This is a genomic window from Pikeienuella piscinae (assembly GCF_011044155.1).
Taxonomy (GTDB): Bacteria; Pseudomonadota; Alphaproteobacteria; order Rhodobacterales; family Rhodobacteraceae; genus Pikeienuella; species Pikeienuella piscinae.
Genome location: NZ_CP049056.1, coordinates 711,326 through 732,867, shown reverse-complemented (window position 1 = coordinate 732,867; position 21,542 = coordinate 711,326). Strand labels below are relative to the sequence as shown.

At 65.5% G+C, this 21,542-nt stretch carries 24 protein-coding genes and 1 pseudogene; 10 read left to right on the top strand and 15 right to left on the bottom strand.

Annotated features, from left to right (window positions below; genetic code table 11):
- Positions 1 to 3: 3 nt before the first annotated feature.
- A complete protein-coding gene (locus tag G5B40_RS03485; protein WP_165095044.1) occupies positions 4 to 927 on the bottom strand; it encodes an SPFH domain-containing protein in 924 nt (307 codons plus the stop codon).
- A 97-nt stretch (positions 928 to 1,024) separates the two neighbouring features.
- Between G5B40_RS03485 and G5B40_RS03480 the strand changes: the two genes are divergently transcribed.
- Both G5B40_RS03480 and G5B40_RS03475 read left to right on the top strand, forming a co-directional pair.
- The gene (locus tag G5B40_RS03480) at positions 1,025 to 1,720 is read left to right on the top strand and encodes an SIMPL domain-containing protein (RefSeq protein ID WP_165095042.1); all 696 of its coding nucleotides are present in this window, start codon (positions 1,025 to 1,027) and stop codon (positions 1,718 to 1,720) included.
- A gap of 151 nt (positions 1,721 to 1,871) precedes the next feature.
- Positions 1,872 to 2,459, top strand: coding sequence for a YdeI/OmpD-associated family protein (locus G5B40_RS03475; RefSeq protein WP_165095040.1), 588 nt, complete (start codon positions 1,872 to 1,874; stop codon positions 2,457 to 2,459).
- Between the two features lie 31 nt (positions 2,460 to 2,490).
- On the opposite strand, the gene guaA is transcribed toward G5B40_RS03475, so the two are convergent.
- Positions 2,491 to 4,077 carry a glutamine-hydrolyzing GMP synthase gene (guaA, locus tag G5B40_RS03470; RefSeq protein WP_165095037.1) on the bottom strand — a complete coding sequence of 529 codons (1,587 nt, stop codon included), beginning with the start codon at positions 4,075 to 4,077 and terminating at the stop codon, positions 2,491 to 2,493.
- 292 nt (positions 4,078 to 4,369) lie between these two features.
- Here guaA and G5B40_RS03465 point away from each other — a divergent pair, with 292 nt between their 5' ends.
- Positions 4,370 to 5,923: a trimethylamine methyltransferase family protein gene (locus G5B40_RS03465; RefSeq protein WP_165095035.1), complete on the top strand. Its 1,554-nt coding sequence runs from the start codon at positions 4,370 to 4,372 to the stop codon at positions 5,921 to 5,923.
- 27 nt (positions 5,924 to 5,950) lie between these two features.
- Here G5B40_RS03465 and G5B40_RS03460 read toward each other — a convergent pair whose 3' ends face one another.
- Positions 5,951 to 6,205 carry a DUF6477 family protein gene (locus tag G5B40_RS03460; RefSeq protein WP_165095032.1) on the bottom strand — a complete coding sequence of 85 codons (255 nt, stop codon included), beginning with the start codon at positions 6,203 to 6,205 and terminating at the stop codon, positions 5,951 to 5,953.
- A gap of 200 nt (positions 6,206 to 6,405) precedes the next feature.
- Between G5B40_RS03460 and G5B40_RS03455 the strand changes: the two genes are divergently transcribed.
- Positions 6,406 to 7,542, top strand: coding sequence for a DUF6456 domain-containing protein (locus tag G5B40_RS03455; protein ID WP_165095030.1), 1,137 nt, complete (start codon positions 6,406 to 6,408; stop codon positions 7,540 to 7,542).
- Here the strand turns inward: G5B40_RS03455 and tpiA are convergent.
- The 4 genes from tpiA to G5B40_RS03435 all read right to left on the bottom strand — a co-directional run bounded on the left by tpiA (position 7,515) and on the right by G5B40_RS03435 (position 10,190).
- On the bottom strand, positions 7,515 to 8,258 hold the full coding sequence (tpiA, locus tag G5B40_RS03450; RefSeq protein WP_211907406.1) for a triose-phosphate isomerase: 744 nt from the start codon (positions 8,256 to 8,258) through the stop codon (positions 7,515 to 7,517). The two genes, G5B40_RS03455 and tpiA, sit on opposite strands and share 28 nt — an antisense overlap.
- Positions 8,259 to 8,490: 232 nt before the next feature.
- Positions 8,491 to 8,958: a hypothetical protein gene (locus tag G5B40_RS03445; RefSeq protein WP_165095024.1), complete on the bottom strand. Its 468-nt coding sequence runs from the start codon at positions 8,956 to 8,958 to the stop codon at positions 8,491 to 8,493.
- A gap of 128 nt (positions 8,959 to 9,086) precedes the next feature.
- The gene (locus G5B40_RS03440; RefSeq protein ID WP_165095022.1) at positions 9,087 to 9,452 is read right to left on the bottom strand and encodes a HesB/IscA family protein; all 366 of its coding nucleotides are present in this window, start codon (positions 9,450 to 9,452) and stop codon (positions 9,087 to 9,089) included.
- Positions 9,453 to 9,839: 387 nt separating this feature from the next.
- Positions 9,840 to 10,190: an SUF system Fe-S cluster assembly protein gene (locus tag G5B40_RS03435; RefSeq protein ID WP_165095019.1), complete on the bottom strand. Its 351-nt coding sequence runs from the start codon at positions 10,188 to 10,190 to the stop codon at positions 9,840 to 9,842.
- Positions 10,191 to 10,256: 66 nt separating this feature from the next.
- Here G5B40_RS03435 and tgt point away from each other — a divergent pair, with 66 nt between their 5' ends.
- The 5 genes from tgt (at position 10,257) to G5B40_RS03410 (ending at position 13,630) form a co-directional block, all read left to right on the top strand.
- Entirely contained in the window at positions 10,257 to 11,387 is a 1,131-nt protein-coding gene (gene tgt / locus G5B40_RS03430; RefSeq protein WP_165095016.1) for a tRNA guanosine(34) transglycosylase Tgt, read from the top strand.
- A gap of 186 nt (positions 11,388 to 11,573) precedes the next feature.
- A complete protein-coding gene (locus G5B40_RS03425) occupies positions 11,574 to 11,951 on the top strand; it encodes an NADH:ubiquinone oxidoreductase subunit NDUFA12 (protein ID WP_165095014.1) in 378 nt (125 codons plus the stop codon).
- 1 nt (position 11,952) lies between these two features.
- The gene (mlaD, locus tag G5B40_RS03420) at positions 11,953 to 12,396 is read left to right on the top strand and encodes an outer membrane lipid asymmetry maintenance protein MlaD (RefSeq protein ID WP_165095010.1); all 444 of its coding nucleotides are present in this window, start codon (positions 11,953 to 11,955) and stop codon (positions 12,394 to 12,396) included.
- A 2-nt stretch (positions 12,397 to 12,398) separates the two neighbouring features.
- Positions 12,399 to 13,148 (top strand): class I SAM-dependent methyltransferase, encoded by a 750-nt coding sequence (locus G5B40_RS03415; RefSeq protein ID WP_165095007.1) that lies wholly within the window; start codon positions 12,399 to 12,401, stop codon positions 13,146 to 13,148.
- A complete protein-coding gene (locus G5B40_RS03410; RefSeq protein ID WP_165095005.1) occupies positions 13,145 to 13,630 on the top strand; it encodes a DUF2155 domain-containing protein in 486 nt (161 codons plus the stop codon). Before G5B40_RS03415 ends, G5B40_RS03410 begins: the two co-directional genes overlap by 4 nt.
- On the opposite strand, the gene aat is transcribed toward G5B40_RS03410, so the two are convergent.
- The 5 genes from aat to G5B40_RS03385 all read right to left on the bottom strand — a co-directional run bounded on the left by aat (position 13,588) and on the right by G5B40_RS03385 (position 18,383).
- Positions 13,588 to 14,175, bottom strand: a complete 588-nt coding sequence (gene aat, locus G5B40_RS03405) for a leucyl/phenylalanyl-tRNA--protein transferase (RefSeq protein ID WP_246209695.1) — start codon at positions 14,173 to 14,175, stop codon at positions 13,588 to 13,590. The two genes, G5B40_RS03410 and aat, sit on opposite strands and share 43 nt — an antisense overlap.
- A gap of 118 nt (positions 14,176 to 14,293) precedes the next feature.
- On the bottom strand, positions 14,294 to 15,631 hold the full coding sequence (gene accC, locus G5B40_RS03400; protein ID WP_165094999.1) for an acetyl-CoA carboxylase biotin carboxylase subunit: 1,338 nt from the start codon (positions 15,629 to 15,631) through the stop codon (positions 14,294 to 14,296).
- Positions 15,632 to 15,647: 16 nt separating this feature from the next.
- Entirely contained in the window at positions 15,648 to 16,136 is a 489-nt protein-coding gene (gene accB / locus G5B40_RS03395; RefSeq protein ID WP_165094996.1) for an acetyl-CoA carboxylase biotin carboxyl carrier protein, read from the bottom strand.
- Between the two features lie 134 nt (positions 16,137 to 16,270).
- Positions 16,271 to 17,008, bottom strand: a complete 738-nt coding sequence (locus tag G5B40_RS03390) for a DsbA family protein (protein WP_165094993.1) — start codon at positions 17,006 to 17,008, stop codon at positions 16,271 to 16,273.
- Between the two features lie 25 nt (positions 17,009 to 17,033).
- Complete coding sequence (locus G5B40_RS03385; RefSeq protein WP_165094991.1) at positions 17,034 to 18,383, bottom strand: M48 family metalloprotease; 1,350 nt, start codon at positions 18,381 to 18,383, stop codon at positions 17,034 to 17,036.
- Positions 18,384 to 18,473: 90 nt separating this feature from the next.
- Here G5B40_RS03385 and G5B40_RS03380 point away from each other — a divergent pair, with 90 nt between their 5' ends.
- Positions 18,474 to 19,661 (top strand): pyridoxal phosphate-dependent aminotransferase, encoded by a 1,188-nt coding sequence (locus G5B40_RS03380; protein WP_165094987.1) that lies wholly within the window; start codon positions 18,474 to 18,476, stop codon positions 19,659 to 19,661.
- On the opposite strand, the pseudogene G5B40_RS03375 reads toward G5B40_RS03380, so the two are convergent.
- From G5B40_RS03375 to G5B40_RS03370, 3 genes and pseudogenes are all read right to left on the bottom strand, one after another.
- Positions 19,627 to 20,384 (bottom strand): annotated as a pseudogene (locus G5B40_RS03375) (arginase family protein). The gene G5B40_RS03380 and the pseudogene G5B40_RS03375 overlap by 35 nt on opposite strands.
- Positions 20,363 to 20,560: a hypothetical protein gene (locus tag G5B40_RS21080; protein ID WP_246209694.1), complete on the bottom strand. Its 198-nt coding sequence runs from the start codon at positions 20,558 to 20,560 to the stop codon at positions 20,363 to 20,365. Before G5B40_RS21080 ends, G5B40_RS03375 begins: the two are co-directional and overlap by 22 nt.
- 50 nt (positions 20,561 to 20,610) lie before the next feature.
- Entirely contained in the window at positions 20,611 to 21,375 is a 765-nt protein-coding gene (locus G5B40_RS03370) for a sterol desaturase family protein (protein WP_165094985.1), read from the bottom strand.
- Positions 21,376 to 21,542: the final 167 nt, after the last annotated feature.

Below are 21,542 nucleotides of genomic sequence, written 5' to 3'. Positions count from 1 at the left end.
CGCTCAGTCCTGCTTTCCGACCGTTTTGGCGAGCTCGGCGATTCCGGCGATGGACCCGATCAGCCCGGACGCCTCCAGTGGAATCATCACCGTCTTGGCGTTCGGCGCGGCGGCGACATCGCGGAGCGCCTCGGTGTATTTCTGCGCGACGAAATAGTTGATCGCCTGCACGTCGCCCTCGGCGATGGCCTTGGAGACCATCTCTGTCGCCTTCGCCTCCGCCTCGGCGGCGCGCTCGCGGGCTTCGGCGTCGAGAAACGCCGCCTCGCGCCGCCCCTCGGCCTCCCTGATCTGGCTCTCGCGCACACCCTCGGCCTTCAGGATCGCGGCCTGTTTCAGCCCCTCGGCCTCCAGCACTTCGGCGCGTTTCTCGCGCTCGGCCTTCATCTGCTTCGCCATCGCCTCAGTGATGTCGGCGGGCGGCGAGAGATCCTTGATCTCCACGCGCAGCACCTTCACCCCCCAGGGGGTCGAGGCTTGGTCGATCACGTCGAGGAGCCGACTGTTGATCATGTCGCGATTGGACAGCATCTCGTCGAGGTCCATCGCGCCGAGCACGGTCCTTGCGTTGGTCTGGCTGAGATTGGTGAGCGCGTGCTCCAGATCGCGCACCTCGTACGACGCCTTCGCCGCGTCGACTACCTGGTAAAAGGCGACGGCGTCGGCCCTCACCATGACGTTGTCGCGGGTGATGACCTCCTGGCCCTCGATGTCCAGCACCGTCTCCATCATGTTCACCTTGCGCCCGATCTGGTCGACGATCGGAATGATGAAGCGGAGACCGGGTTTCAGCGAGGTTGTGTAGCGGCCGAAGCGCTCGACGGTCCACTCCTCGCCCTGCGGCACCGACCTGACGCCCCGGCTGATCGCAATCAGGACGAAAACGACAAGCGCGATGACGAATACGTTAGCGCTCAGAAAATCCATCACCCAGCCTCTTACCCACGCGGTTCCGAGGCGCTATCTGGCATAAATGAGGGGGAAAGGCGATTTCGAAATCGCAGGACCTGAAGGAAAGACCAACATGAATCTGCATCGACCCGCGGCCTTGTGCGCCGTGCTCATCCTCGCCGCCTCCGCCGCGCTCGCCGATCCCGTGCTGACCGTGCGCGGCGAAGGATACGCGAGCGCCGCGCCCGATCAGGCGACCGTAAGGATCGGGGTCGAAACCCGCGCGGCGCAGGCGGCGGAAGCTCTCTCCGCGAATTCGGAGGCGGCTGGGGCGCTGATCGCTGCGGCCATCGAACGCGGCGTCGAGAGGGCGGATATCCAGACCAGCGGGCTGTCGCTGCGTCCGCTTTACGACAACCGGAGCAACCGCGACGGCGAAGCGCCCACGCTGACCGGCTTCGCCGTCTCCAACGAAGTGGTCCTGCGGCTCACGGACGTCGCCGGGGTCGGCGAGACGCTCGGCGTGCTCGTCGGCGCGGGCGCGAACCGGCTGAACGGCATCAGCTTCGGGCTTGCGGACGATCAGCGATTGATGGACATGGCGCGCCGCGCGGCGGTGGCGGATGCGCAGAGAAAGGCGCTGCTGTACGCCGAGGCGGCGGGCGTCAATCTTGGCGAACTCGTCTCCATCGACGAGGAAGGTGGCGGCGTCACGCCGCGCCCGATGATGCGTGCGATGGCGGAGAGTGCAGTTCCTCCCGTCGAGGCCGGCGAGACCACGGTCTCGGCGAGCGTCCGCATGGCCTGGATGATCCGTCGCGAGGAATAGGCCACGCCGCCGCCGCCGCCCGGCGGGGGGACGACCGCCGCGCTACGCGGCTTCGACCCGCGTCGGCGAACGCCATCCGGGCCGGCGCGGGTTGAGCCGGCGCCCGAAGGGTTGTTAATCAATCTGTTGCGGGGCGATATCGGAGCCGGACATGAGCAAGGCGAACGCGAAGATCGAGGCGTTCTTCGCCAACACGGACGCGTGGCGGGAGGAACTGGCGGCGTTGCGAGCGATCCTGCTCGCCAGCCCTCTGACTGAGGATTTCAAGTGGAATTCGCCCTGCTATACATTTGAGGGCGGCAATGTCGCCGCGCTCTGGCGGCTCAAGACCAGATGTGCGGTGGCCTTCTTCAAGGGCGCCCTCATGACGGATTCGGAGGGCCGCCTCGCGCCTCCCGGCGCCAATTCGCGCGCGATGCGTATGATCGCCTTCGACGGCGTCGAGGAGATCGCGCGGGCGGAAGCCGGTCTGAAGGCTTCAATCGCGGAAGCCATCGGTGTGGAGAAGGCGGGAATGCGGGTCGAGTTCCCGAAGGACGACATCGCGTTTCCCGATGAACTGGTCGAGCTTCTGAGCCGCAATCAGGAACTGAACGCGGCGTTCGACGCGCTGACGCCGGGGCGTCGGAGAGGGTACCTGTTGCATTTCTCCGGGGCCAGGAAATCCGCGACCCGAACGTCCCGGATCGAGAAATCGGCGCCGAGGATCCGCGCGGGCAAGGGAATGCATGACCGCTGAAATGGCAGGGCGCTCGGCCCCGCGGCCGTGTTCACTCCCACTCGATCGTGCCCGGCGGTTTTGATGTTATGTCGTAGGTGACGCGGTTTATCCCTTTGACTTCGTTTATTATGCGGGTCGCCGTTTCGCCTAGGAACTCGTGGCTGAACGGGTAATAGTCCGCCGTCATTCCGTCGACTGAGGTGACGGCGCGGAGCGCGCAGGCATAGTCATAGGTGCGCGAATCGCCCATCACTCCGACCGTGCGCACCGGCAGGAGCGCGACGAAGGCCTGCCAGATATCGTTATAGAGGCCGTGACGGCGAATCTGGTCGATATAGACCGCGTCCGCCTTCCGGAGGATCGACAGTTTCTCCGGCGTGATCTCGCCCGGGCAACGGATCGCCAGGCCGGGGCCGGGGAAGGGGTGGCGGCCGACGAAGCTGTCTGGAAGACCAAGCTCGCGCCCGAGCGCCCGCACCTCGTCCTTGAAAAGCTCGCGCAGCGGCTCCACCAGCTTCATGTTCATCCGCTCCGGCAGGCCGCCGACATTGTGATGGCTCTTGATGGTGACGGAGGGGCCGCCGGAAAAGCTGACGCTCTCGATCACATCCGGATAAAGCGTGCCCTGCGCCAGAAACTTCGCGCCGCCAACGGAGTGAGCGTGTTTCTCGAACACCTCGACGAAGAGCCCGCCGATGATCTTGCGCTTGATTTCGGGGTCGGAGACGCCGTTCAGCGCGTCGAGAAACAGGCTGCTTTCATCGGCGTGGATCAGTGGGATGTTGTAGTGATCGCGGAACATGCCGACCACTTCATCCGCCTCGCCCTCGCGCATCAGCCCGGTGTCGACGAATACGCAGGTGAGTCGGTCGCCGATCGCCTCGTGGATCAGCACCGCCGCCACGGATGAATCGACGCCGCCCGAAAGCCCGCAGATCACCTTCTCGCCGCCGACTCGGTCGCGAATCGCCGCGATCGCCTGCTCGCGATAGGCCGCCATGGTCCAGTCGCGGGTGAACCCTGCGATCCGCACGAAATTCTCATAGAGCCGCCCACCGTTCGGCGTGTGGTGAACTTCGGGATGGAATTGCACCGCATAGAAGCGGCGCGCCTGGTCCGCCGTCACCGCGAAAGGCGCGTTCGGCGAGGCGCCGTAAACTTCGAATCCGGGCGCGAGCCGGGCGACGTGATCGCCGTGGCTCATCCAGACCTGCTCGCGCCCGCCCGAATTTTCGGGCGCGAACCAACCCTCCAACAGATTGAGCGGCTCGCCCGTCGGAGCGACATAGGCGCGGCCGAACTCCGCCGTTCCGTCGCCGCGCACGACCTCGCCGCCGAGCATCTCCATCATCACCTGCTGACCGTAGCAAACGCCCAGAACCGGCACGCCGAGCGTGAAGACGCCCTTGGGCGGGCGTGGGCTTCCTTCGTCGATCACGCTCGCCGGACCACCGGAGAGGATAATCGCGCGCGGCGCGAAATCCTTCAGGAACGCCTCGTCGACGCTCTGAAACGGATGAATTTCGCAATAGACGTTCAGCTCGCGAAGGCGCCGCGCGATCAGTTGCGTCACCTGGCTGCCGAAGTCGATGATGAGAAGGCGCTGATGCAGCGCGGCGGGATCGAGCGTGCTCATCGCGGCTGATTACGGGCGGGGGCGGATTCGCGCAAGCACGGGCGTGCGCGCGGAAACCGCGCAGCGGCCCTTTCGGGATGTGATAATCGCGTCCCCATCGTGCAGTATTTTCCATTTATATTGAGATATCAACAAGTTGCGACCCTTATCGCATGCGATAACGTGCGCGCTGCAGCGTCAGAAGGCGGCGTGGCGATGTCGCCGCCGCGCCGCTGAACGGCGGAAACGGGCGCTCCCCTCTGGTGGCGCGGATATACTGAGGCGGTCCTGTAGTGGGCGTCGGAGGATCGTCATGTCGGAAGTCGCGGAAGCGGGCGCGCGGCGCCGGGCGCGGGGGGGCGGTGGAGCCGCACGGCGAGCGGAGCGGACCGCGGTCAGGATCGAGGCGGCGCGCTATATCGAACGCGCAGTTCCGACCATGGAGATCCTGAACGAAGAGGCGCTCCAGATCATCGAGCGAAACGCCGAGACGGTGCTCGAAGAGATCGGCGTCGCCTTCACCGATAATCCCGGAGCCCTCGCGCTCTGGCGCGAAGCCGGGGCCGACGTGCGGGACGAGCGGGTCCGCATCCCGCGTGGGCTGGCGCGTAAACTCTGCGCGACGGCGCCCGCGACCATCACCCAGCACGCCCGCAATCCTGAGCGGAACGTCGAGATCGGAGGCAAGACCACCGTATTCGCCCCGGTCTACGGCCCGCCTTTCGTGCGCGACGCCGAAGGCGGGCGCCGCTACGCGACAATGGCGGATTTCGAGACATTCGTGAAACTCGGTTACATGTCGAAATGGCTGCACCATTCCGGCGGCACGGTGTGCGAGCCGACCGATATCGCGGTGAACAAGCGTCATCTCGACATGATTCACGCCCATATGCGTCTTTCCGACAAACCGTTCATGGGCTCCGTCACCGATCCCGCGCGAGCGGCGGATTCGGTCGCGATGTGCGAAATTTTGTTCGGGAAGGAGTTCGTCGCCGAGAACACGGTGATGACTTCGCTCATCAACATCAACTCGCCGATGACGCTGGACGGGGTGATGATGGGCGCGTTGGAGGTTTACGCCCGCGCCAATCAGGCCTGCATCATTTCGCCCTTCATCGTAGGCGGGGCGATGGCGCCGGTATCGGTCATGGGCACTCTGACGCAGGTGCTGGCCGAGGTGCTGGCCGGCGTCGCCTATTCGCAACTCGTCCGCCCCGGCGCCCCGGTGATCTTCGGCGCCTTCGTGGCCTCGATCGACATGAATTCTGGCGCGCCGACTTTCGGGACGCCTGAAGCGACGAAGATCCTCTGGGGAGCCGGGCAGCTTGCGCGCAGGCTCGGTCTGCCATTCCGTTCCGGCGGCGCGCTCTGCGGCTCGAAGCTGCCCGACGCGCAGGCGGCTTACGAGACGGCGAATACGCTCAACGCCGCGCTTCTTGGCGGGGTGAACTTCATGCTGCACGCCTGCGGTTGGCTCGAAGGCGGGCTGGTCGCCTCGTTCGAGAAGTTCGTCATGGACGCGGACCAGCTCGGCGCGCTGCATTCGATCGCCGCCGGGATCGATATTTCCGAGGACGCGCAGGCGATGGATGCGATCCGTGAGGTGGGGCCGGGGGGCCATTACCTCGGCTGCGCGCACACCCAGGCGAATTTCAAGACCGCATTCTGGCGCTCCGGCCTGCTTGACTACAAGCCCTTCGAGACCTGGGCGGAGGAGGGGGCGCGCGACACCCAGATGCTGGCGACGGCGCGGGTCAAGCAGATGCTGGCGGATTACCAGGCCCCGCCGCTTGACGAGGGCGTCGCCGAGGGGCTGCGCACATTTGTGGCGAAACGCAAGGCGGCGGAGCCGGACGCTTTCGTCTGATCCGCCGCTGCGTCGACAGGGAGCGGTTCAGGTCCCCGCTGCGCGCGATTCTGCGACCAGCGCAGCCAGCAGACTGACATGGCGGGCGACGGAGTAGGTCGCTACGCCGGTTCGTCTTTCGCTTTCGCATGCCGCCTCGGCTGCGATGATCGCCGGCAACACCGCGCGCTGACCGAAGAGTTTCGGCAGGAGCCGGGTGAGATCGCGCTCGCGCCGATAGATCGCCGCGCCGGCGCGCGCGGCGCGGCTCAGAAGCTTTGGCCGTCGGATCGTTGTGGTCATGGGACGCCTCTTCGGTTCGGTTGACGCCACCTCCAATAATACACGTATAGCGAGTGTTGCGATCTTCATGTGATGATCGTGCGATGGTTGGTAATCAATTGTATATGATAGTTAAAATGGTTTTCAAATTAAACAATTCTTCATCAACCTGCGGTAGCTAAGAATCAACTAAAATTCGATTCAACTCGGGACTGTCATCCATGCAGGCAACCCTGGACTCCCTCGATCGCTGCCACCGCCGCGCGCAGGATGTCTTCGCAGGAGCAAACGGGAGCCGTGCGGCGGACGTCGCCGTTTACCTGGCCCATGTCGACTCCGGCCTGACGATGCGCGCTATCGCGAAGGCGCAGGGCCGACAGCCCTCCACCATCATGCGCGCCGTGCGCCGGATCGAAGCCCTCCGTGACGACCCGCTGGTCGAGCGCGCGCTGGCGACGCTCGAATCCGGCGGGACGCCGACATCACGCATATCCAGCCGAAAGGAACCGCCCATGCCGAAACCCGCGACCACATCGACCAGCCCCCGCAACGTCGCCCTGACTAACGCCGAGCAAGTCGCATTGGAGCGGCTGTCGGAGCCGGAGGCGTTCATGCTCGTCGCAAACGGAGCGGAGAAGGCGGGAATTTTCTGCGCAAAGAACGGATTCAGGAAACCGCTCTCGCTCATCCCCATCGGCGCGGCGACCCGTTTTCGGACGATGGACTGGGTGAAATGCGCGGCGAGAACTGATCAATCGGCGCGCTACGTGTTGACGGCGACGGGCCGCGCCATGCTCAGGCGTCGCGCGCTGGAAGCGCAGGGGAATTCTGCGACGGGGCTCGCGGAAGCGCCGAACGTCTTTTCCGGCCAGCACCAGGCGGAGGGGCGGCGGCGCTACGCTGACCCGGTGACCGGCAAGATCGAAACGATCAGGGTCAATGTAGGAGAATCGCCGCTCGGCTGGCTCGCCCGCAGAAAGGACGCCAACGGCGCCAGCCTGCTGACGCCGGAAGAGGTGGAAGCCGGGGAGCGTTTGCGGGAAGACTACGAGTTGGCGCAGATCGGCCCCAAGCTGGGCCAGGACTGGAGCCGGTTTCTCGCTCCGATCGATCACTCGTCAGGGCCGGGGCGAACGCCCTCCGAAGGGCCGCTCTTCGCGCGCGAGCGTTTCACCAAGGCGATGGAGACGCTCGGGCCGGGCCTCGCCGATGCAGCGCTCCGCATCTGTTGCTTTCATGAAGGGCTGGAGGCGACCGAGCGGCGCATGGGCTGGTCGGCGCGTTCCGGCAAAGTGGTGCTGAAACTCGCGCTGCAGAGGTTGGTCGGGCATTACGGGCTGCTCAGCCGCGCCGCCTGAGCGGCGATCCCGAGGAAATCCGAAGCCTTCAGGCTGGCGCCGCCGATCAAGCCGCCGTCGACATCCGCGATGGCGAGAATTTCGGCGGCGTTGGCTGGTTTCATGGACCCGCCGTAAAGGATGCGGATCGTGTCGCTTTCGGCGCCGAAGCGCGCCTTCAGCCAATCTCGGATCACGCCGTGAACTTCACCGATTTGCGCCGCGTTCGGCGTGCGGCCGGTTCCGATGGCCCAGACCGGTTCATAGGCGATGACCGTGTTGGCGGCGCTCGCGTCGGCCGGGACGGAGCCATCGAGTTGGCGCGCGACCACATCGAGCGCGGCGCCGGAGTCGCGCTCGACCTCGGTCTCGCCGACGCAGATGATCGCAGTGAGGCCGGCTCTGCGCGCGGCTTGCGCTTTGGCGGCGACGGTTTCATCCGTCTCGCCATGATCGGCGCGGCGCTCCGAGTGACCGACAATCACCGCCGTCGCGCCGGCATCCGCCAACATCTCGGCGGAGATGTCGCCGGTATGCGCGCCGCTGCTCTTCGGGTGGCAATCCTGTCCCCCGATGGCGACGCCGCGCCTAGACAGGCGATGGATCAAAGTGGCCGGCGCACAAATCAGGAGTTCTGGGCCATCGGGCGCGCCCGCGGAAATGGCGTCGATCTCCGCCCCGGCGGGGCCAAGCCCGTTCATCTTCCAGTTTCCAACGATAAAAGCGCGACGGCTCATCACGGCCTCCCCCATAAACCCACAAGGGGGAACTACCAAAGCCGGAGCCGTCGCGCCAGAGATGGATTGGCGGTTGATCCGGCCGCGTCCGCCTCTTCTTGTTTCGTCTGGGAGCGAGCGGCGCCCGGACCGCCGCTCGCCCCCGTCATGCCCTTCAAATGGCGACATTAATGTGGTTTCGCCATAGGGTGTCGGACTGTGCTGTGACTTACATCACGCGCCGTCGACGGGTTCAGAAAAAGTCCGACCCGTCGCCATTGTTCCAGATCAGGAGATCATCGCCGTCCTTGCCGAGGGAGGCGTCCCCATCGCCGCCTTCGTCGCGTTCCAGCGAGGCCAGGCCGCTCGCGCCGTCGAACACCCGCACATGCGGCCCGCCGCCGGGGCCGGGGCTCGTAATGGTGTCAAACGTTCCATCGCCGGTCACATCGCCCGCGGCGACATGGACGCCGCCGGTGAAGTCCGGTTGATACGGTACGTCCTCATCCTGGCGGCTTTCCCCGGCGACGCCAAGCTCTGGCTCCTGATCGCCGCTTCGCGCCGCTTCGCGGGCCGCCTGGACAGCCGGTAGAAGGAGCGCAACCTGGCTCGGCTCGGTCACCGCAGTGAAATCGAAGCTGTCGGCGCCGGACTTGTCTCCGCCACCCCAGCCGCCGGTCTGGTAGGAAGTAACCAAGAGGTCGCTGAAGGTAATGGGCATGATAATCTCCTGTCGCTGGTGCGTCGCGTCTGGAGATAACGTGGGTGGATGCAGGTGCCGGCGCTATGGCGCGCAATTACGGCGCGTGATCTAGGTTAACCGGGTGTGATCCAGGTCACCTGTCAGGCCTAAGCCTCCTCCCCGACCTTGAAGCTGATCGATTCGCCGCAGCCGCAAGCTTCCGCGACATTCGGGTTGTTGAAGACGAAGCCGCTTTCCAGAAGCGAAGTGCGATAGTCGATCTCGGTCCCGAACAGGAACATCTGCGCCATCGGCGCGATCATGACGCAGGCGCCATCCTGTTCGATCACCTCGTCATGGGAATCCACCGTTTCGGCGAACTCCATGGTGTATTCCATACCCGCGCAGCCGCCCTTCTTGAGACCGAGTTTCAGTCCCTTCACGCGCCCGTCCGACCCCTGCATCAGGGATTTGATCTGAGCGACCGCCGCAGGTGTGAGCGAGACGGCCTTTTTTCCCGGTATGGCGAACATCTGCGTTCCTTTCAGCGAGTGAATCTAATCATGCGCGGAGCCAATCTCAACCGGAGGTGAAAACATGACGAGGACGCCGCATAAAAAATGACCGCCGCCGACGATGTCGGGGCGGTCAGTAAAGCCCCGACCGGAGGAATCGGTCGAAGCCCAGGGAGAGACTTTCACCAGCATCGGGCGCGGTCGCCCGTGCGCGGCTGGTTTCGGCATCGGTGACCCCGGCCGATTGGTCCCGGCGGCGCCGCGTTCAAGCGGCGCGCCATGTTCAGATCATGGCCTTCCCTTTCAGGATGGCGTGAGTTGTCGAATTGCGGCCTGCTCTTGCGGAAGTGTAACCCACATATCCCTAGGGTTGTATAGCCACTTTAGCGCCGCGTTGGGAAACTTTCAGATGAACCCAAGCTCCAGCCGCGCTTCGTCTGAAAGCATGTCCATGCCCCAGGGAGGATCCCAGACCAGCTCCACCTTTGCGGATTCGACTCCAGGAACTGATTCCACCGCATTGGCGACCCATCCGGGCATTTCACCCGCGACGGGGCAGCCCGGGGCGGTCAGGGTCATGTCGATCTCCACCGCGCCGGAATCGTCGATTACGATGGAGTAGACGAGCCCCAGATCGAAGATATTGACGGGTATTTCAGGGTCGTGAACCGTTCTGCAGGCTTCGCAGATCGGCTCGTAGAGCGGGTGATCCTCGCTCGAAGGCCGGATGATAGGCTCGCCCTGTCCGTCAGCCATGGCGCTCTCCCTTTCGCGGTTCCGTCCCCTGATATATGGCTCCCGTCTGGCGGCGTCTAGGGAAGCGTGATGGATCGGTTTTCGTTCGAAGTGACGGCGCGCGACGGGCTGGCGCGGCGGGGCGCAATCCGCACGCCGCGCGGCGAGATCCGCACGCCGGCCTTCATGCCCGTGGGCACGGCGGCGACCGTGAAGGCGATGACCCCGGAAAGCGTGCGGGCGACGGGCGCCGACATTCTTCTGGGCAACACCTATCATCTGATGCTGCGGCCGGGGGCGGAACGCGTGGCGAGGCTCGGCGGGCTCCATCGGTTCATGAATTGGGAGCGGCCGATCCTGACCGATTCGGGCGGGTTTCAGGTCATGAGTCTTTCCGGGTTGCGAAAGCTGTCCGAGGAAGGCGTGCGCTTCAAATCGCATATTGACGGGTCGGAGCATCACCTGACGCCGGAACGCTCGATGGAGATTCAGCGGCTTCTCGGCTCCGATATCGTGATGTGCTTCGACGAATGCACGGAATTTCCGGCGCCGAAGGCGGATGCGGCGAAAAGCATGGCGCTTTCGATGCGGTGGGCCGCGCGCAGCAGGGAGGCCTTCGGCGACCGACCGGGCCATGCGCTTTTTGGCATTCAACAAGGTAGTGTTTTCCGCGACTTGCGCGAAGAGTCTTCCTCGGCGCTGAAGGATGTCGGGTTCGATGGCTACGCGATCGGCGGGCTCGCCGTCGGGGAAGGGCAGGCGGCGATGCTCGATGTTCTCGACTATGCGCCCGGCATGTTGCCCGCGGATCACCCCCGCTACCTGATGGGGGTCGGCAAGCCCGACGATATCGTTGGCGCGGTGATGCGCGGGGTCGACATGTTCGACTGCGTGTTGCCTTCCCGCTCGGGGCGGACGGGGCAGGCGCTGACGCGGCGCGGCGCGGTCAACATCAAGAACGCTCGCCATGCCGACGATATACGCCCGCTGGATGAAGATTGCGGTTGCCCGGCCTGCCAGAGCTACAGTCGCGCCTATCTGCATCACGTTTTCAAGGCTGGCGAGATCATCTCCTCCATGCTTCTCACGTGGCATAACTTGCATTACTATCAGTCGCTCATGCAGGGGCTGCGCGAGGCGATCGAGGCGGGCGCGCTCGCCGCGTTCGTCGCTGAATTTGAGGCGACGCGGGCCGAGGGCGACATCGAACCGCTCTGAGCGCCGCGCTTGTCCCGTCGGCCCCCATGGCCCCGCCGGCGTCGTCTCGGTCGCTGGGTTCGCGACGGGATTTCGACCGCGCGCACGATGGCGGCGCATCCGCCGCGGGATCAACTGATGCAACGGGCTGGACCGGCTGGGCCACTGTGCTAGAAACCCGGGGAACGCAACCGGATGGATGAGCGCATGAGCCTCCTGAGCCAATTTTTCACATGGTGGAACGGGTCGACAATCGGCACCGACCTCTTCACCCGCCGGTTCGGTGAAAAGGTCGGCGAGGACGAGGCCGGAAACGTCTTCTATCAGAGCGCTGGCGGCGTAAGGCGATGGGTTGTCTATAACGGCGTGGCGGAGGCGAGCCGGATCTCGCCCGACTGGCACGGCTGGCTACACCATACCTGGGACGAAGCGCCAACGGAGGCGCCTCTGCCGCGCAAGGCGTGGGAGAAGGACCACGAGGCGAACCCCACGGGAACGCCCGCCGCCTATGTCCCGCCTGGCAGTCTCAGGACGCCGGCGCAACGACCGCGCGTCAGCGGCGACTACGAAGCCTGGAGCCCCTGACATGGCGTCGAACACGGCCGAAACGCTGATCGGCGCGGCGGTGCTGGCGGTAGCGGGCGGTTTCATGTTCTACGCGGCGCAGACTGCCGATATCGGCGGCGTGGGCGGCGGCTATTACGACGTGAAGGCGGCGTTCAGAAAAGCTTCCGGCATCGCCTCCGGCGCCGATGTCCGGGTCTCCGGCGTGAAGGTGGGGGCGGTGTCCGGGCTGAGTCTCGATCCGAAGACCTATCGCGCGGTTGCGTCGCTTTCGATCCGCGACGATGTCAAGATCCCCGAGGACAGCGTCGTGACGATCACCTCGGACGGGCTGCTTGGCGGCTCCTATGTGGCGATCGATCCGGGCGCGTCGGATTTTTACGTCACTTCCGGAGAGGAACTGACGAATACCCAGGGCTCGGTCGATCTGCTCGATCTGCTGAGCAAGGCCGTCGCGGGGAACTGACGATGGCCGACGATCACTGGAGCGCCGCGCGCTATGAGGCGAACGCGCGTTTCGTCACCGATCTCGCCGGGCGGGCCGTCGCGCTCCTGGACCCGCGCCCGGGCGAAAGGATTCTCGACCTCGGCTGCGGCGACGGGGCGCTTGCGAAGGCGCTGGCGGACCACGGCTGCGAGATGGTCGGCGTGGACAGCTCCGCCGACATGGCGGCGCGGGCGCGGGCGCGCGGCGTCGACGCGCGGGTGATGGACGGCCATGCGCTGAATTTCGACGGCGAGTTTGACGCGGTATTCTCCAATGCCGCGCTGCACTGGATGACGCGCCCAGACGCGGTGTTCGCCGGGGTCGCGCAGGCGCTGAAACCCGGTGGACGCTTCGTCGCCGAGCAGGGCGGGCAGGGCAACGTCGCGGCGATCCGCACTGCGCTGATCGCGGTGCTCGCAGAGGCGGGGGTCGAGACCGATTTGACCGAAATCTGGAGCTTTCCTTCGGCGGCGGAAGCGAGCCGAAGGTTGGAGGCGGCTGGGTTCGAGGTCGAGGAATGCGCGCTCCATCCGCGTCCAACGCCGATAGATTCAGGGATGGAGGCGTGGCTGGAGACGTTGGCCGCGCCGGTGCTGGCGGTCCTGCCGGAGGGGGAGCGCGCTCCGGCGCGGGCTCGTGTCGCCGCCCTCGTCCGCCCGGCGCTTTGCGACGGCGACGGAATGTGGACGGCGGATTACATGCGGCTTCGGTTCCGGGCGAGGCTGCGATGAAAGGGACGGCGGCGCTTTCGGCTGCTCTCGCGCTTCTGGCGGCGCCGCTATTCGCGCAGGAGACTCCGCCGGAATCGCCCGGGGCGAAGTTCGTTCCCGCCCCCGGGACGACCTATGGCGAACGCCCGGACGCGCCCGGTTACATTGAGGAGTTGATCGCGGAGGAGAGGCCGGACTGGCGGTCGGTGCCGCAGCCCGTGGCGCTCCTGCGCGGACTGGACAAGATTTCCGGACGGGTGACCGATATCCGCGCGCCGGTCGGCGATAAGGTCGTTTATGAGCGGCTGACCATCGAGGTCGATGAATGCCGCGAGCCGCCGGAGGGCGAGGTCGCCGACGCGTTCGTCTTCATGAAGATCGAGGACGCCAAATTGGGCGGCGGGCCCGTGTTTTCAGGCTGGATGTTCGCTTCCAGCCCGGCGCTGAGCGCGATGGACCATCAGCGATACGATCTTTGGGTGCTGAGTTGCGCCACATCCTGAGGGCTGGCGTCGGAGGGTAGCGCTTCGAAATCGGCCGTGGCGGAGACCGCCAACTCCAGCAGGTTATGGTAGCGGCCGCGTGAGACGGTGCGCGCGCCGAATTGGGCCAGATGCTCGGTCACGAACTGGGTGTCGAGAAGCTGAAACCCGCCCGCCTTCAATCGTGCGACGAGATGGACGAGCGCGATCTTGGAGGCGTCGGGCGCGGTCGAGAACATGCTTTCGCCGAAGAACGCGGCGCCGAGCTTCACGCCGTAGAGCCCGCCAACGAGCGTCCCATCGAGCCGGGTTTCGACGGAATGCGCGTAGCCCATCCGGTGCAGGCCGATATAGAGCCGTCTGATCTCATCGTTGATCCAGGTCGATTCGCGCGCCGCGCAGCCGTCGATCACCGCTTCGAAATCGCGGTCGATATCGACTTCATGCTCGCCGCGCCGAACCTTCTTGAGGAGGCTTCTGGGGGCGTGAAAACCGTGAAGCGGGATGATTCCGCGCAAGTCCGGATCGATCCACAGGACATCGTCGGCGTCAGCCGATTCGGCCATCGGAAACACGCCTGCGGCATAGGCCCTCAACAGCAATGAAGGCGTCAGTTCGACAAGTGCGGAACGGTTCGACATGGTTGGAACATCGCCCGCCAGATCGCACCCGGCAAGCGCCGCATCAGCGGGCGAGCCACTTTTCCAGCCAGTGGATTGTGTAGTCGCCTGAGCGGACGTCCGGCTCCGCCAGCAATTGGGTGAAGAGCGGGCCGGTCGTTTCGACGCCTACGACGACCAACTCGCTCAGTGCCCGGTCGAGCCGCGCGAGCGCGGTCTCCCGGTCGGCGGCGTGGACGATGAGTTTGCCGATAAGACTGTCGTAATAGGGCGGTATGGCGTAGCCGGCGTAGATGCCGCTATCCATCCGGACGCCGAGCCCGCCGGGCGCGTGATAGGCGGTGATCTGACCGGGGGACGGCGCGAAATTCGGCAGCGATTCGGCATTGATCCGCGCTTCGATGGCGTGGCCGTTCACCTTGAGATCGGCCTGCGTGACGCTGAGGCCGAGGCCGGAGGCGACACGTAGCTGTTCACGCACCAGGTCGATGCCGAAAATCGCCTCGGTCACCGGATGCTCGACCTGAAGGCGGGTGTTCATCTCGATGAAAAAGAACTCGCCATCCTCGTAGAGGAACTCGATCGTGCCGGCGCCGCGATAGTTCATTTGCGCCACCGCCTCGGCGCAGACGCCGCCGATCCTGGCGCGGGTCTCGGCGTCGATAACGGGCGAAGGGGCCTCCTCCAGCACCTTCTGATGGCGGCGCTGCAGCGAGCAGTCGCGCTCGCCGAGATGAACCGCGACGCCCGCGCCATCGCCAAAGACCTGCACCTCGATATGCCGGGGACGGCCAAGATATTTTTCGAGATACACGGTGTCGTCGCCGAAAGCGGCCTTCGCTTCGGAGCGCGCCGCGCCGAATGCGGTGTCTATTTCTTCGGCGCTTCGCGCCACCTTCATACCGCGCCCACCGCCGCCTGAAGCCGCCTTGACCAGCACAGGATAGCCCATGTCGCCGGCGATGCGCCGCGCCTCCTCCAGCGTCGCGACGCCGCCCTCGGAGCCGGGAACGCAGGGAACGCCAAGCCTGCGCATGGTCTCCTTCGCGGTGATCTTGTCTCCCATCAGGCGGATATGCTCGGCCGTCGGGCCGATGAAGGTGAGGCCGTGCTCTTCCACGATCTGCGCGAATCCGGCGTTTTCGGAGAGAAATCCGTATCCGGGATGGATCGCGTCGGCGCCGGATATCTCGCAGGCCGTGATGAGCGCCGGGATGTTCAGGTAACTCTGGCTCGCCGGCGGCGGGCCGATGCAGACGCTCTCATCCGCGAGCCGGACATGCATCGCGTCGGCGTCGGCGGTGGAATGCGCCGCGACCGTCTGCACGCCGATCTCTCGGCAGGCGCGCTGGATGCGGAGCGCGATTTCGCCGCGATTGGCGATCAGGACCTTGGAGACCATTTCGCGCCCTCGCGGATTATTCGATGATGACGAGCGGCGCGCCGAATTCGACCGCCTGTCCATCTTCAACCATGATCCGTTTCACGACGCCTGCGCGCGGAGCCGGAATCTGGTTCATCGTCTTCATCGCTTCGACAATGAGAAGCGTCTGCCCTTCGCTCACCCGGTCGCCGATCTTTACGAAATTCGGCGCGCCGGGTTCAGCTGCGAGGTAAACCGTGCCGACCATCGGCGATGTGACAGCGCCGGGGTGCTGCGCGGGGTCTTCAGGCGTGGGCTTGGGCGCCGCCGGAGCGGGAGTCGAGGCCGCGGGCGCGGCGGCAGGCGGCGGATTGGCGGCGAGAGCGGGCGCCGCCGGGGCGGTCGGCTGCCTTGAAAGGCGCACTTTCAGATCGCGATCTTCGCCTTCTTCGCGCGCGACCTCGATTTCACTCAGGTCGTGCTTGCGCAAAAGCCGGGCGAGCGCCTCGATAAACGCGACGTCGGCGTCTTGCTGCTTGGCCATGCGGAACCCTCTCTCTCGCCTGTCGTCTTCGCGGTTGTTTGCTATCTGCTCGGACAAGGTCATTATGCGCGAAGAGCGTAAGCGCGCTTATACGATACAGGCGACACGGGTCAATCGCCGCCCCCCGGCCGCGCCTACCCCTGGCTGCGCGCGGCTTCGACCATTTCATGGAGTTGTTCATAAGGCGCATAGCCGCGCAGGATCTGATCGCCGATAATGAAACCGGGCGTACCGTTGATCTCCAGTTCGCGCGCCAGCGCGTAGGTGCGCCGGATATTTTCTGCGATTTCAGGCGACTGCATGTCTTCGCGGAGCCGGTCTATGTCCGCGCCGGCGTCTTTGGCGAGCGCGAAGACGGTCGCTTCGTCCAGATTGCCCTTGTGCTCCATCATCGCGTCGTTGAGATCTTCGTAGATCGTGCTGCTTTGCATCATCGCCGCCATCGCGACGCGGCTCGCGAACGTGCTCTCCGGCCCGAGAATCGGAAACTCCTTTACGATGACCCGGACATTCGAGTCGGCTTCGAGCAGCGCCTCCACGCTTTCATGCGCGCGCTTGCAGTAAGGGCAGCGGTAATCGAGAAACTCGACCACCGTGACGTCGCCTTCCGGGTTTCCGACGACATGGCTGAAGCCGTCGTCGAATATCGCGTCCCGACTGGCGGCGATCTTGTCGCGATCGGCCGAGCTCGTCTGGTCCTGATGGCGCTTCTCGAGCACCTGCATCGCCTCGACGAGGATTTCAGGGTTCTCGAGAATATACGCCCGGATCATCGCGTCGATCTCGGCCTTCTGCTCGGTGGAGAATTCCGCGGCGCCGACGGGGAAGGCGGCGCAAAGCGCGATGAGCGCGGCGATAATCAGTCTGGGCATATAGAGGTCCTTTGCTTTTCGCCGCTTACTTATCACTCAGAGCGCGCTCAGCGACAGCGCGAATATCGTCGGCGCGAAGCCAGCCGGGCGAGCCGACCGGCAGCTGGTCCAGCGCTCGGTGGGCGTGGCGCAAGGCGTCCCGGGGCTGGCCGGTGAGAGCGTAACGCTCGGCTGTCGCGAGCGCGGCCTTGCCGTCGTCGCCGGCGCGGGCGTAGGCCAGCGCGAGATCACGAAGCATGGAGGGCTCGGACGCGCCGGCGAGCGCCGCGCCTTCGAGCGTAGCCAGCGCCTCGGCGTCGCGCGCCGGATCGTTGAGTGCGAGAAGGGCGCGGCCGAGCCCGCCGCGGATCAGCGCTTCGTTCGGCGCGAGGGACACCGCGCGGCGATAGGGTTCCACCGCGTCCGCTCCGCGACCGCTTTCAAAAAGGATCTGACCCTTCAGCTCCCAGTAATATGGATCATTGGGGCGGAGCGCGATCAGTTGCTCGACCGCTTTCAGTGAGCCGGACGGGTTCGGCAGGCGATGCAGCGCCACTGCGCGGCGGAGAAGATTGATCTCGCTTTCAGGGTCGGCGGCGCTATCCAGCGCCGCAAGCGTCCGCTCCGGACTGTCGGTGAAGGCGGAGAGCTTGGCGCGCATCCGCGCGTGCCAATAGACGAGGTCGGCGCTGGCGGATTCGCCCTTGGCCCGGCTGCGCGCGGCGCGATCCTCCAGCAGCGCGAGGCGCTCGCTGCTCAAGGGGTGACTGATGGCGTAGGGGTCCACGTTTCCGGCCTGGAACACCTCCTGGCCGCGGAATATTTTCAGAACGTCGAGCACATAGGCGGGGTCGATCCCCGCTTTCTCCATATAGGTCGCCCCGGCCTGGTCAGCGCTCGATTCCTCACCGCGCGAATAGGCGAGTAGGCTGCGCCGCAACGCAGATTCCGCCCCGAGCGCGCCGGCCACGCCGACCTGGGCGTCGCCGGCGGCGGCGCCGGCGAGCGCCGCGAGCAAAAGCCCTACCGCGAGCGGTCCCTGCATGGCCTGCATGTTGAGCGCGCGGCGCGTCAGATGGCCACCGATGATATGGCCGGTTTCGTGCGCCATCACGCCCATCAACTTTTCCGGCCGGTCCAGACGCTCCAGCAGGCCGGTATGAAAGACCATGTTGCGGCCGCCGAATACGAAGGCGTTGAGGGAGGAGTCCTGGAGAATGAGCAGTTCGATGCTGTTCGGGTCGAGTCCGGCGGCCCGGAAGATGGGGGCGGAAAGCTTGCCGAGCGTCGCCTCGATCTCGGCGTCGCGGATCAGGTTGGCGGCCGAGGCCGTGCCCGTGACGGCGACCGCGATCGCCACCCCCAACGCCGCCGCCTTTCGGAATAACCGTTTCACGCTCTGGCCGCCTTATCTCTCTTTGCGCGCGGGTCTTGACGCCGCACCGGCGCCCGCTCACGTTCGCCCGGAACAATAAGGCGGTCTCGAATGGTCATTTCAAGGCGTTTGTCGAAACGGGGCGCGGTCGATCCCTTCATCGTGATGGATGTGATGGAGGCGGCGCGGGCGCAGGAGGCGCAGGGCGGGGACGTGATCCACATGGAGGTCGGCCAACCCGCGACGCCGGCCCCCGCTCCCGCGCTCGAAGCGGCGACGCGGGCGATGGCCGCTGGGCCGCTCGGCTATACGGTCGCGCTCGGACTTCCTGAGTTGCGCGAGCGGATCGCGCGACTTTACCGCGAGTGGTACGGGCTCGACATTCCGGCCGAGCGCGTGGTCGTGACGGCAGGGTCATCGGCGGGGTTTCTTCTGGCGTTTCTCGCGCTTTTTGACAGCGGCGACCGGGTTGCGACGGTTTCGCCGGGTTATCCGAGTTACCGGAACATTCTCCATGCGCTCGATATCGAGACGGCGTCGATTCAGGGCGCGGCCGAAAACGGCTGGCGGCCTCAACCGGCGGAGGTGCGGGCGGCGGGGCGCATTGACGGCTTGCTGGTCGCCAGTCCCTCGAATCCCACGGGGGCGATGCTGGATCGCGCCGCGCTTGTCGAACTGACGGCGGTGGCGCGCGAGGCGGGTGCGGCGTTCATCTCGGACGAGATCTATCACGGGCTGACCTATGGCGGGCGGGCGGTCAGCGCGCTGGAGGTCGCCGATGAGGCGATCGTCATCAATTCTTTCTCGAAGTATTTCTCCATGACTGGCTGGCGGATCGGCTGGATGGTGGTTCCGCCGGAACTCGTCCGGCCGATCGAGCGTTTGGCGCAGAACTTCTTCATCTGCCCGCCGCATGTGAGCCAGGTCGCCGCGCTGGCGGCGCTAGACGCGGCGGAGGAATGTGAATCGCGGCTTGCGGTCTATGCGCGCAATCGCGAGATTCTGTTGGAGGAACTGCCGAAAGCGGGGTTCGACCGTCTCGCCCCTTGCGAGGGCGCGTTCTATCTTTACGCCGAAATCGACCACCTCGCCGCCGACAGCCGCGATTTCACCGCGCGCATGCTGGCGGAGGCCGGCGTCGCGGCGACGCCGGGGCATGATTTTGACCCGGTGCGCGGCGCGGGAACGGTGCGGTTCTCCTTTGCACGCTCGACCGACGACATGATCGAGGGCGCGCGTCGGCTGCGCGAATGGCGCGGCGGCTCTATCCGGCCATCACGCACAGCAGCTCAAACATGATCGTCGCGCCGTTGAGCGCCGTGACGCCGCCCTGATCGACGGGCGGCGAGACCTCGACCATGTCGGCGCCGATGATGTCCTGTCCCTTCAGCATCCGCACCATGCCCTGCGCTTCGCGCATCGTCAGGCCCCGGCCTCCGGCGTGCCTGTGCCGGGCGCGAAGGCCGGGTCGAGGCTGTCGATGTCGAAAGAGACATAGACCGGCCCGGCGCCGGTGAAGGCGAGCGCCTCCGCCATCGCCGCGCGCCAACCCTTTTCCTCGACTTCCTCCATCCGCATGACGCGCATTCCGGCATCGTAGGAGAACTTCCACATATCGGGATTGTAGAGCGAGCCGCGGATGCCGATCTGGGCCGCGCGCGTCGGGTCGAGCAGCCCCTCGTCCACAGCTACCTTGAAAGGGGCGCCGTGGTGAAAGCGGCTCCCGCCGTAATCATCGCCGGTGTCGGCGTGGGCGTCGATATGAATCATGCCGACGGGTCGGTCTTTCACCAACGCGCGCAGGATGGGGAGCGAGACGGAATGGTCGCCGCCACAGGTGAGCGGACGAATCCCGGCCGCCCTGACGCCGGCGAAGAAATTTTCGATCTCGCGATGCGCGCTCTCCAGTTCGAAGGGTTTCCTGATCCATGCATCGCCGATATCGGCGACCTTCGCGTTCAGGAACGGCGCGGCGCCGGTCGCCTGATTGTGGCCGCGGATCAATGAGGATTGGTTGCGCACCTCGCGCGGCGCGGGCCGGGGCGGTTTGTGACGCCGCCGTCGAAGGGGACGCCGCAGACGCCGATATCAAGCCCGGCTCCGGCGAAATCCTCGGCATGGGGAGCGCGAAAGAAGGTTGCGAGCCCGGTGAAGCGAGGGCGCTGGCGCCGATCGTCATAGTCGAGCGTTTCGGCCATCCGGGGTCTCCTTCCGATGCGGCGGCGCCCCTCCGGATGGCGGTCGGCGATCACTCCGCGGGGGTCTTCTCCGTGGCTTCAGCGTGGTCCTCGCGCCTGGCGACGGCGCGGTCGTAATCGGGATGGAGCGTGCCGCCGAGACGATCCCAGATCGAGGTGAAGTTGCCGTAATTCCAGTTGTATAGCTCGTGATGCTGGTCGTGATAGGTGGTGCAGACCAGCGGCGAAGGCGCGCGCGTCGAGCGGCTCGCGAAGAACTCGTAACCGCAATGGCCGAGCTGGCCATTGATGTGATCGTAGAGCCGATGCAGGACGAAGGCGAGCGGCGGGATCGGCAGCAGGACGGCGGCCAAGACCAACCAGCTCTGGATCATCGCCGTTTCGACGAATCCTTGACTGTCGGTCGACCAGACGGTCGGCGCGCGGGACCGATGGTGCCAGCGGTGAAAGCGGATCAGGCGCTTGGTGTGGAGCAGCCGATGCGCCCAGTAAAACCAGAAATCATAGCCGAGAATAAGGATCGCCGCGCCCGCGAGGACGCCGATCCAGCCCTCCATCGGCGACCAGAGCGTCAGGCCGAACAGCGAGAGACAGATCGCCAGCGCCATGCAGAAACTGGTGACGACAATGGAACGGAGACTTTCCCAGATCTCTTCGCGCGCGCGCGCCTCGCCATCGGCGCGCTGCTGTATCTTTCGTTCCGGGTGACGGCGCGCATAGGCGAGAATCACGAAACCGCCGAGGAAATAAAGCGCGGTCGTCGCGACCCAGATCAGGACGGTCAGGACGACGAGATGTGCGACGAAGGCGAGCATTGGGGTTCCTTGTTTCCCTTGCGCCGCAACATAGCGGCTGGCGGGGCGCTTCGCCAGTCGGCAGGGCGCGACGGATCAGCCGGGCCGGCTGTTCCCCGCTGCGGCGACTGGTGCGCGAGGCCTTGCGGCCCTACGTTCGGCGCAGGATCGACTCACGTGCTCCTCCG

Excerpts from the sequence above, each read along its gene's own strand:
- G5B40_RS03485 (WP_165095044.1), bottom strand. The coding sequence starts at position 927 with ATGGATTTTCTGAGCGCTAACGTATTCGTCATCGCGCTTGTCGTTTTC.
- G5B40_RS03480 (WP_165095042.1), top strand. The coding sequence starts at position 1,025 with ATGAATCTGCATCGACCCGCGGCCTTGTGCGCCGTGCTCATCCTCGCC.
- G5B40_RS03475 (WP_165095040.1), top strand. The coding sequence starts at position 1,872 with ATGAGCAAGGCGAACGCGAAGATCGAGGCGTTCTTCGCCAACACGGAC.
- guaA (WP_165095037.1), bottom strand. The coding sequence starts at position 4,077 with ATGAGCACGCTCGATCCCGCCGCGCTGCATCAGCGCCTTCTCATCATC.
- G5B40_RS03465 (WP_165095035.1), top strand. The coding sequence starts at position 4,370 with ATGTCGGAAGTCGCGGAAGCGGGCGCGCGGCGCCGGGCGCGGGGGGGC.
- G5B40_RS03460 (WP_165095032.1), bottom strand. The coding sequence starts at position 6,205 with ATGACCACAACGATCCGACGGCCAAAGCTTCTGAGCCGCGCCGCGCGC.
- G5B40_RS03455 (WP_165095030.1), top strand. The coding sequence starts at position 6,406 with ATGCAGGCAACCCTGGACTCCCTCGATCGCTGCCACCGCCGCGCGCAG.
- tpiA (WP_211907406.1), bottom strand. The coding sequence starts at position 8,258 with ATGAGCCGTCGCGCTTTTATCGTTGGAAACTGGAAGATGAACGGGCTT.
- G5B40_RS03445 (WP_165095024.1), bottom strand. The coding sequence starts at position 8,958 with ATGCCCATTACCTTCAGCGACCTCTTGGTTACTTCCTACCAGACCGGC.
- G5B40_RS03440 (WP_165095022.1), bottom strand. The coding sequence starts at position 9,452 with ATGTTCGCCATACCGGGAAAAAAGGCCGTCTCGCTCACACCTGCGGCG.
- G5B40_RS03435 (WP_165095019.1), bottom strand. The coding sequence starts at position 10,190 with ATGGCTGACGGACAGGGCGAGCCTATCATCCGGCCTTCGAGCGAGGAT.
- G5B40_RS03425 (WP_165095014.1), top strand. The coding sequence starts at position 11,574 with ATGAGCCTCCTGAGCCAATTTTTCACATGGTGGAACGGGTCGACAATC.
- mlaD (WP_165095010.1), top strand. The coding sequence starts at position 11,953 with ATGGCGTCGAACACGGCCGAAACGCTGATCGGCGCGGCGGTGCTGGCG.
- G5B40_RS03415 (WP_165095007.1), top strand. The coding sequence starts at position 12,399 with ATGGCCGACGATCACTGGAGCGCCGCGCGCTATGAGGCGAACGCGCGT.
- G5B40_RS03410 (WP_165095005.1), top strand. The coding sequence starts at position 13,145 with ATGAAAGGGACGGCGGCGCTTTCGGCTGCTCTCGCGCTTCTGGCGGCG.
- aat (WP_246209695.1), bottom strand. The coding sequence starts at position 14,175 with ATGGCCGAATCGGCTGACGCCGACGATGTCCTGTGGATCGATCCGGAC.
- accC (WP_165094999.1), bottom strand. The coding sequence starts at position 15,631 with ATGGTCTCCAAGGTCCTGATCGCCAATCGCGGCGAAATCGCGCTCCGC.
- accB (WP_165094996.1), bottom strand. The coding sequence starts at position 16,136 with ATGGCCAAGCAGCAAGACGCCGACGTCGCGTTTATCGAGGCGCTCGCC.
- G5B40_RS03390 (WP_165094993.1), bottom strand. The coding sequence starts at position 17,008 with ATGCCCAGACTGATTATCGCCGCGCTCATCGCGCTTTGCGCCGCCTTC.
- G5B40_RS03380 (WP_165094987.1), top strand. The coding sequence starts at position 18,474 with ATGGTCATTTCAAGGCGTTTGTCGAAACGGGGCGCGGTCGATCCCTTC.
- G5B40_RS21080 (WP_246209694.1), bottom strand. The coding sequence starts at position 20,560 with ATGGCCGAAACGCTCGACTATGACGATCGGCGCCAGCGCCCTCGCTTC.
- G5B40_RS03370 (WP_165094985.1), bottom strand. The coding sequence starts at position 21,375 with ATGCTCGCCTTCGTCGCACATCTCGTCGTCCTGACCGTCCTGATCTGG.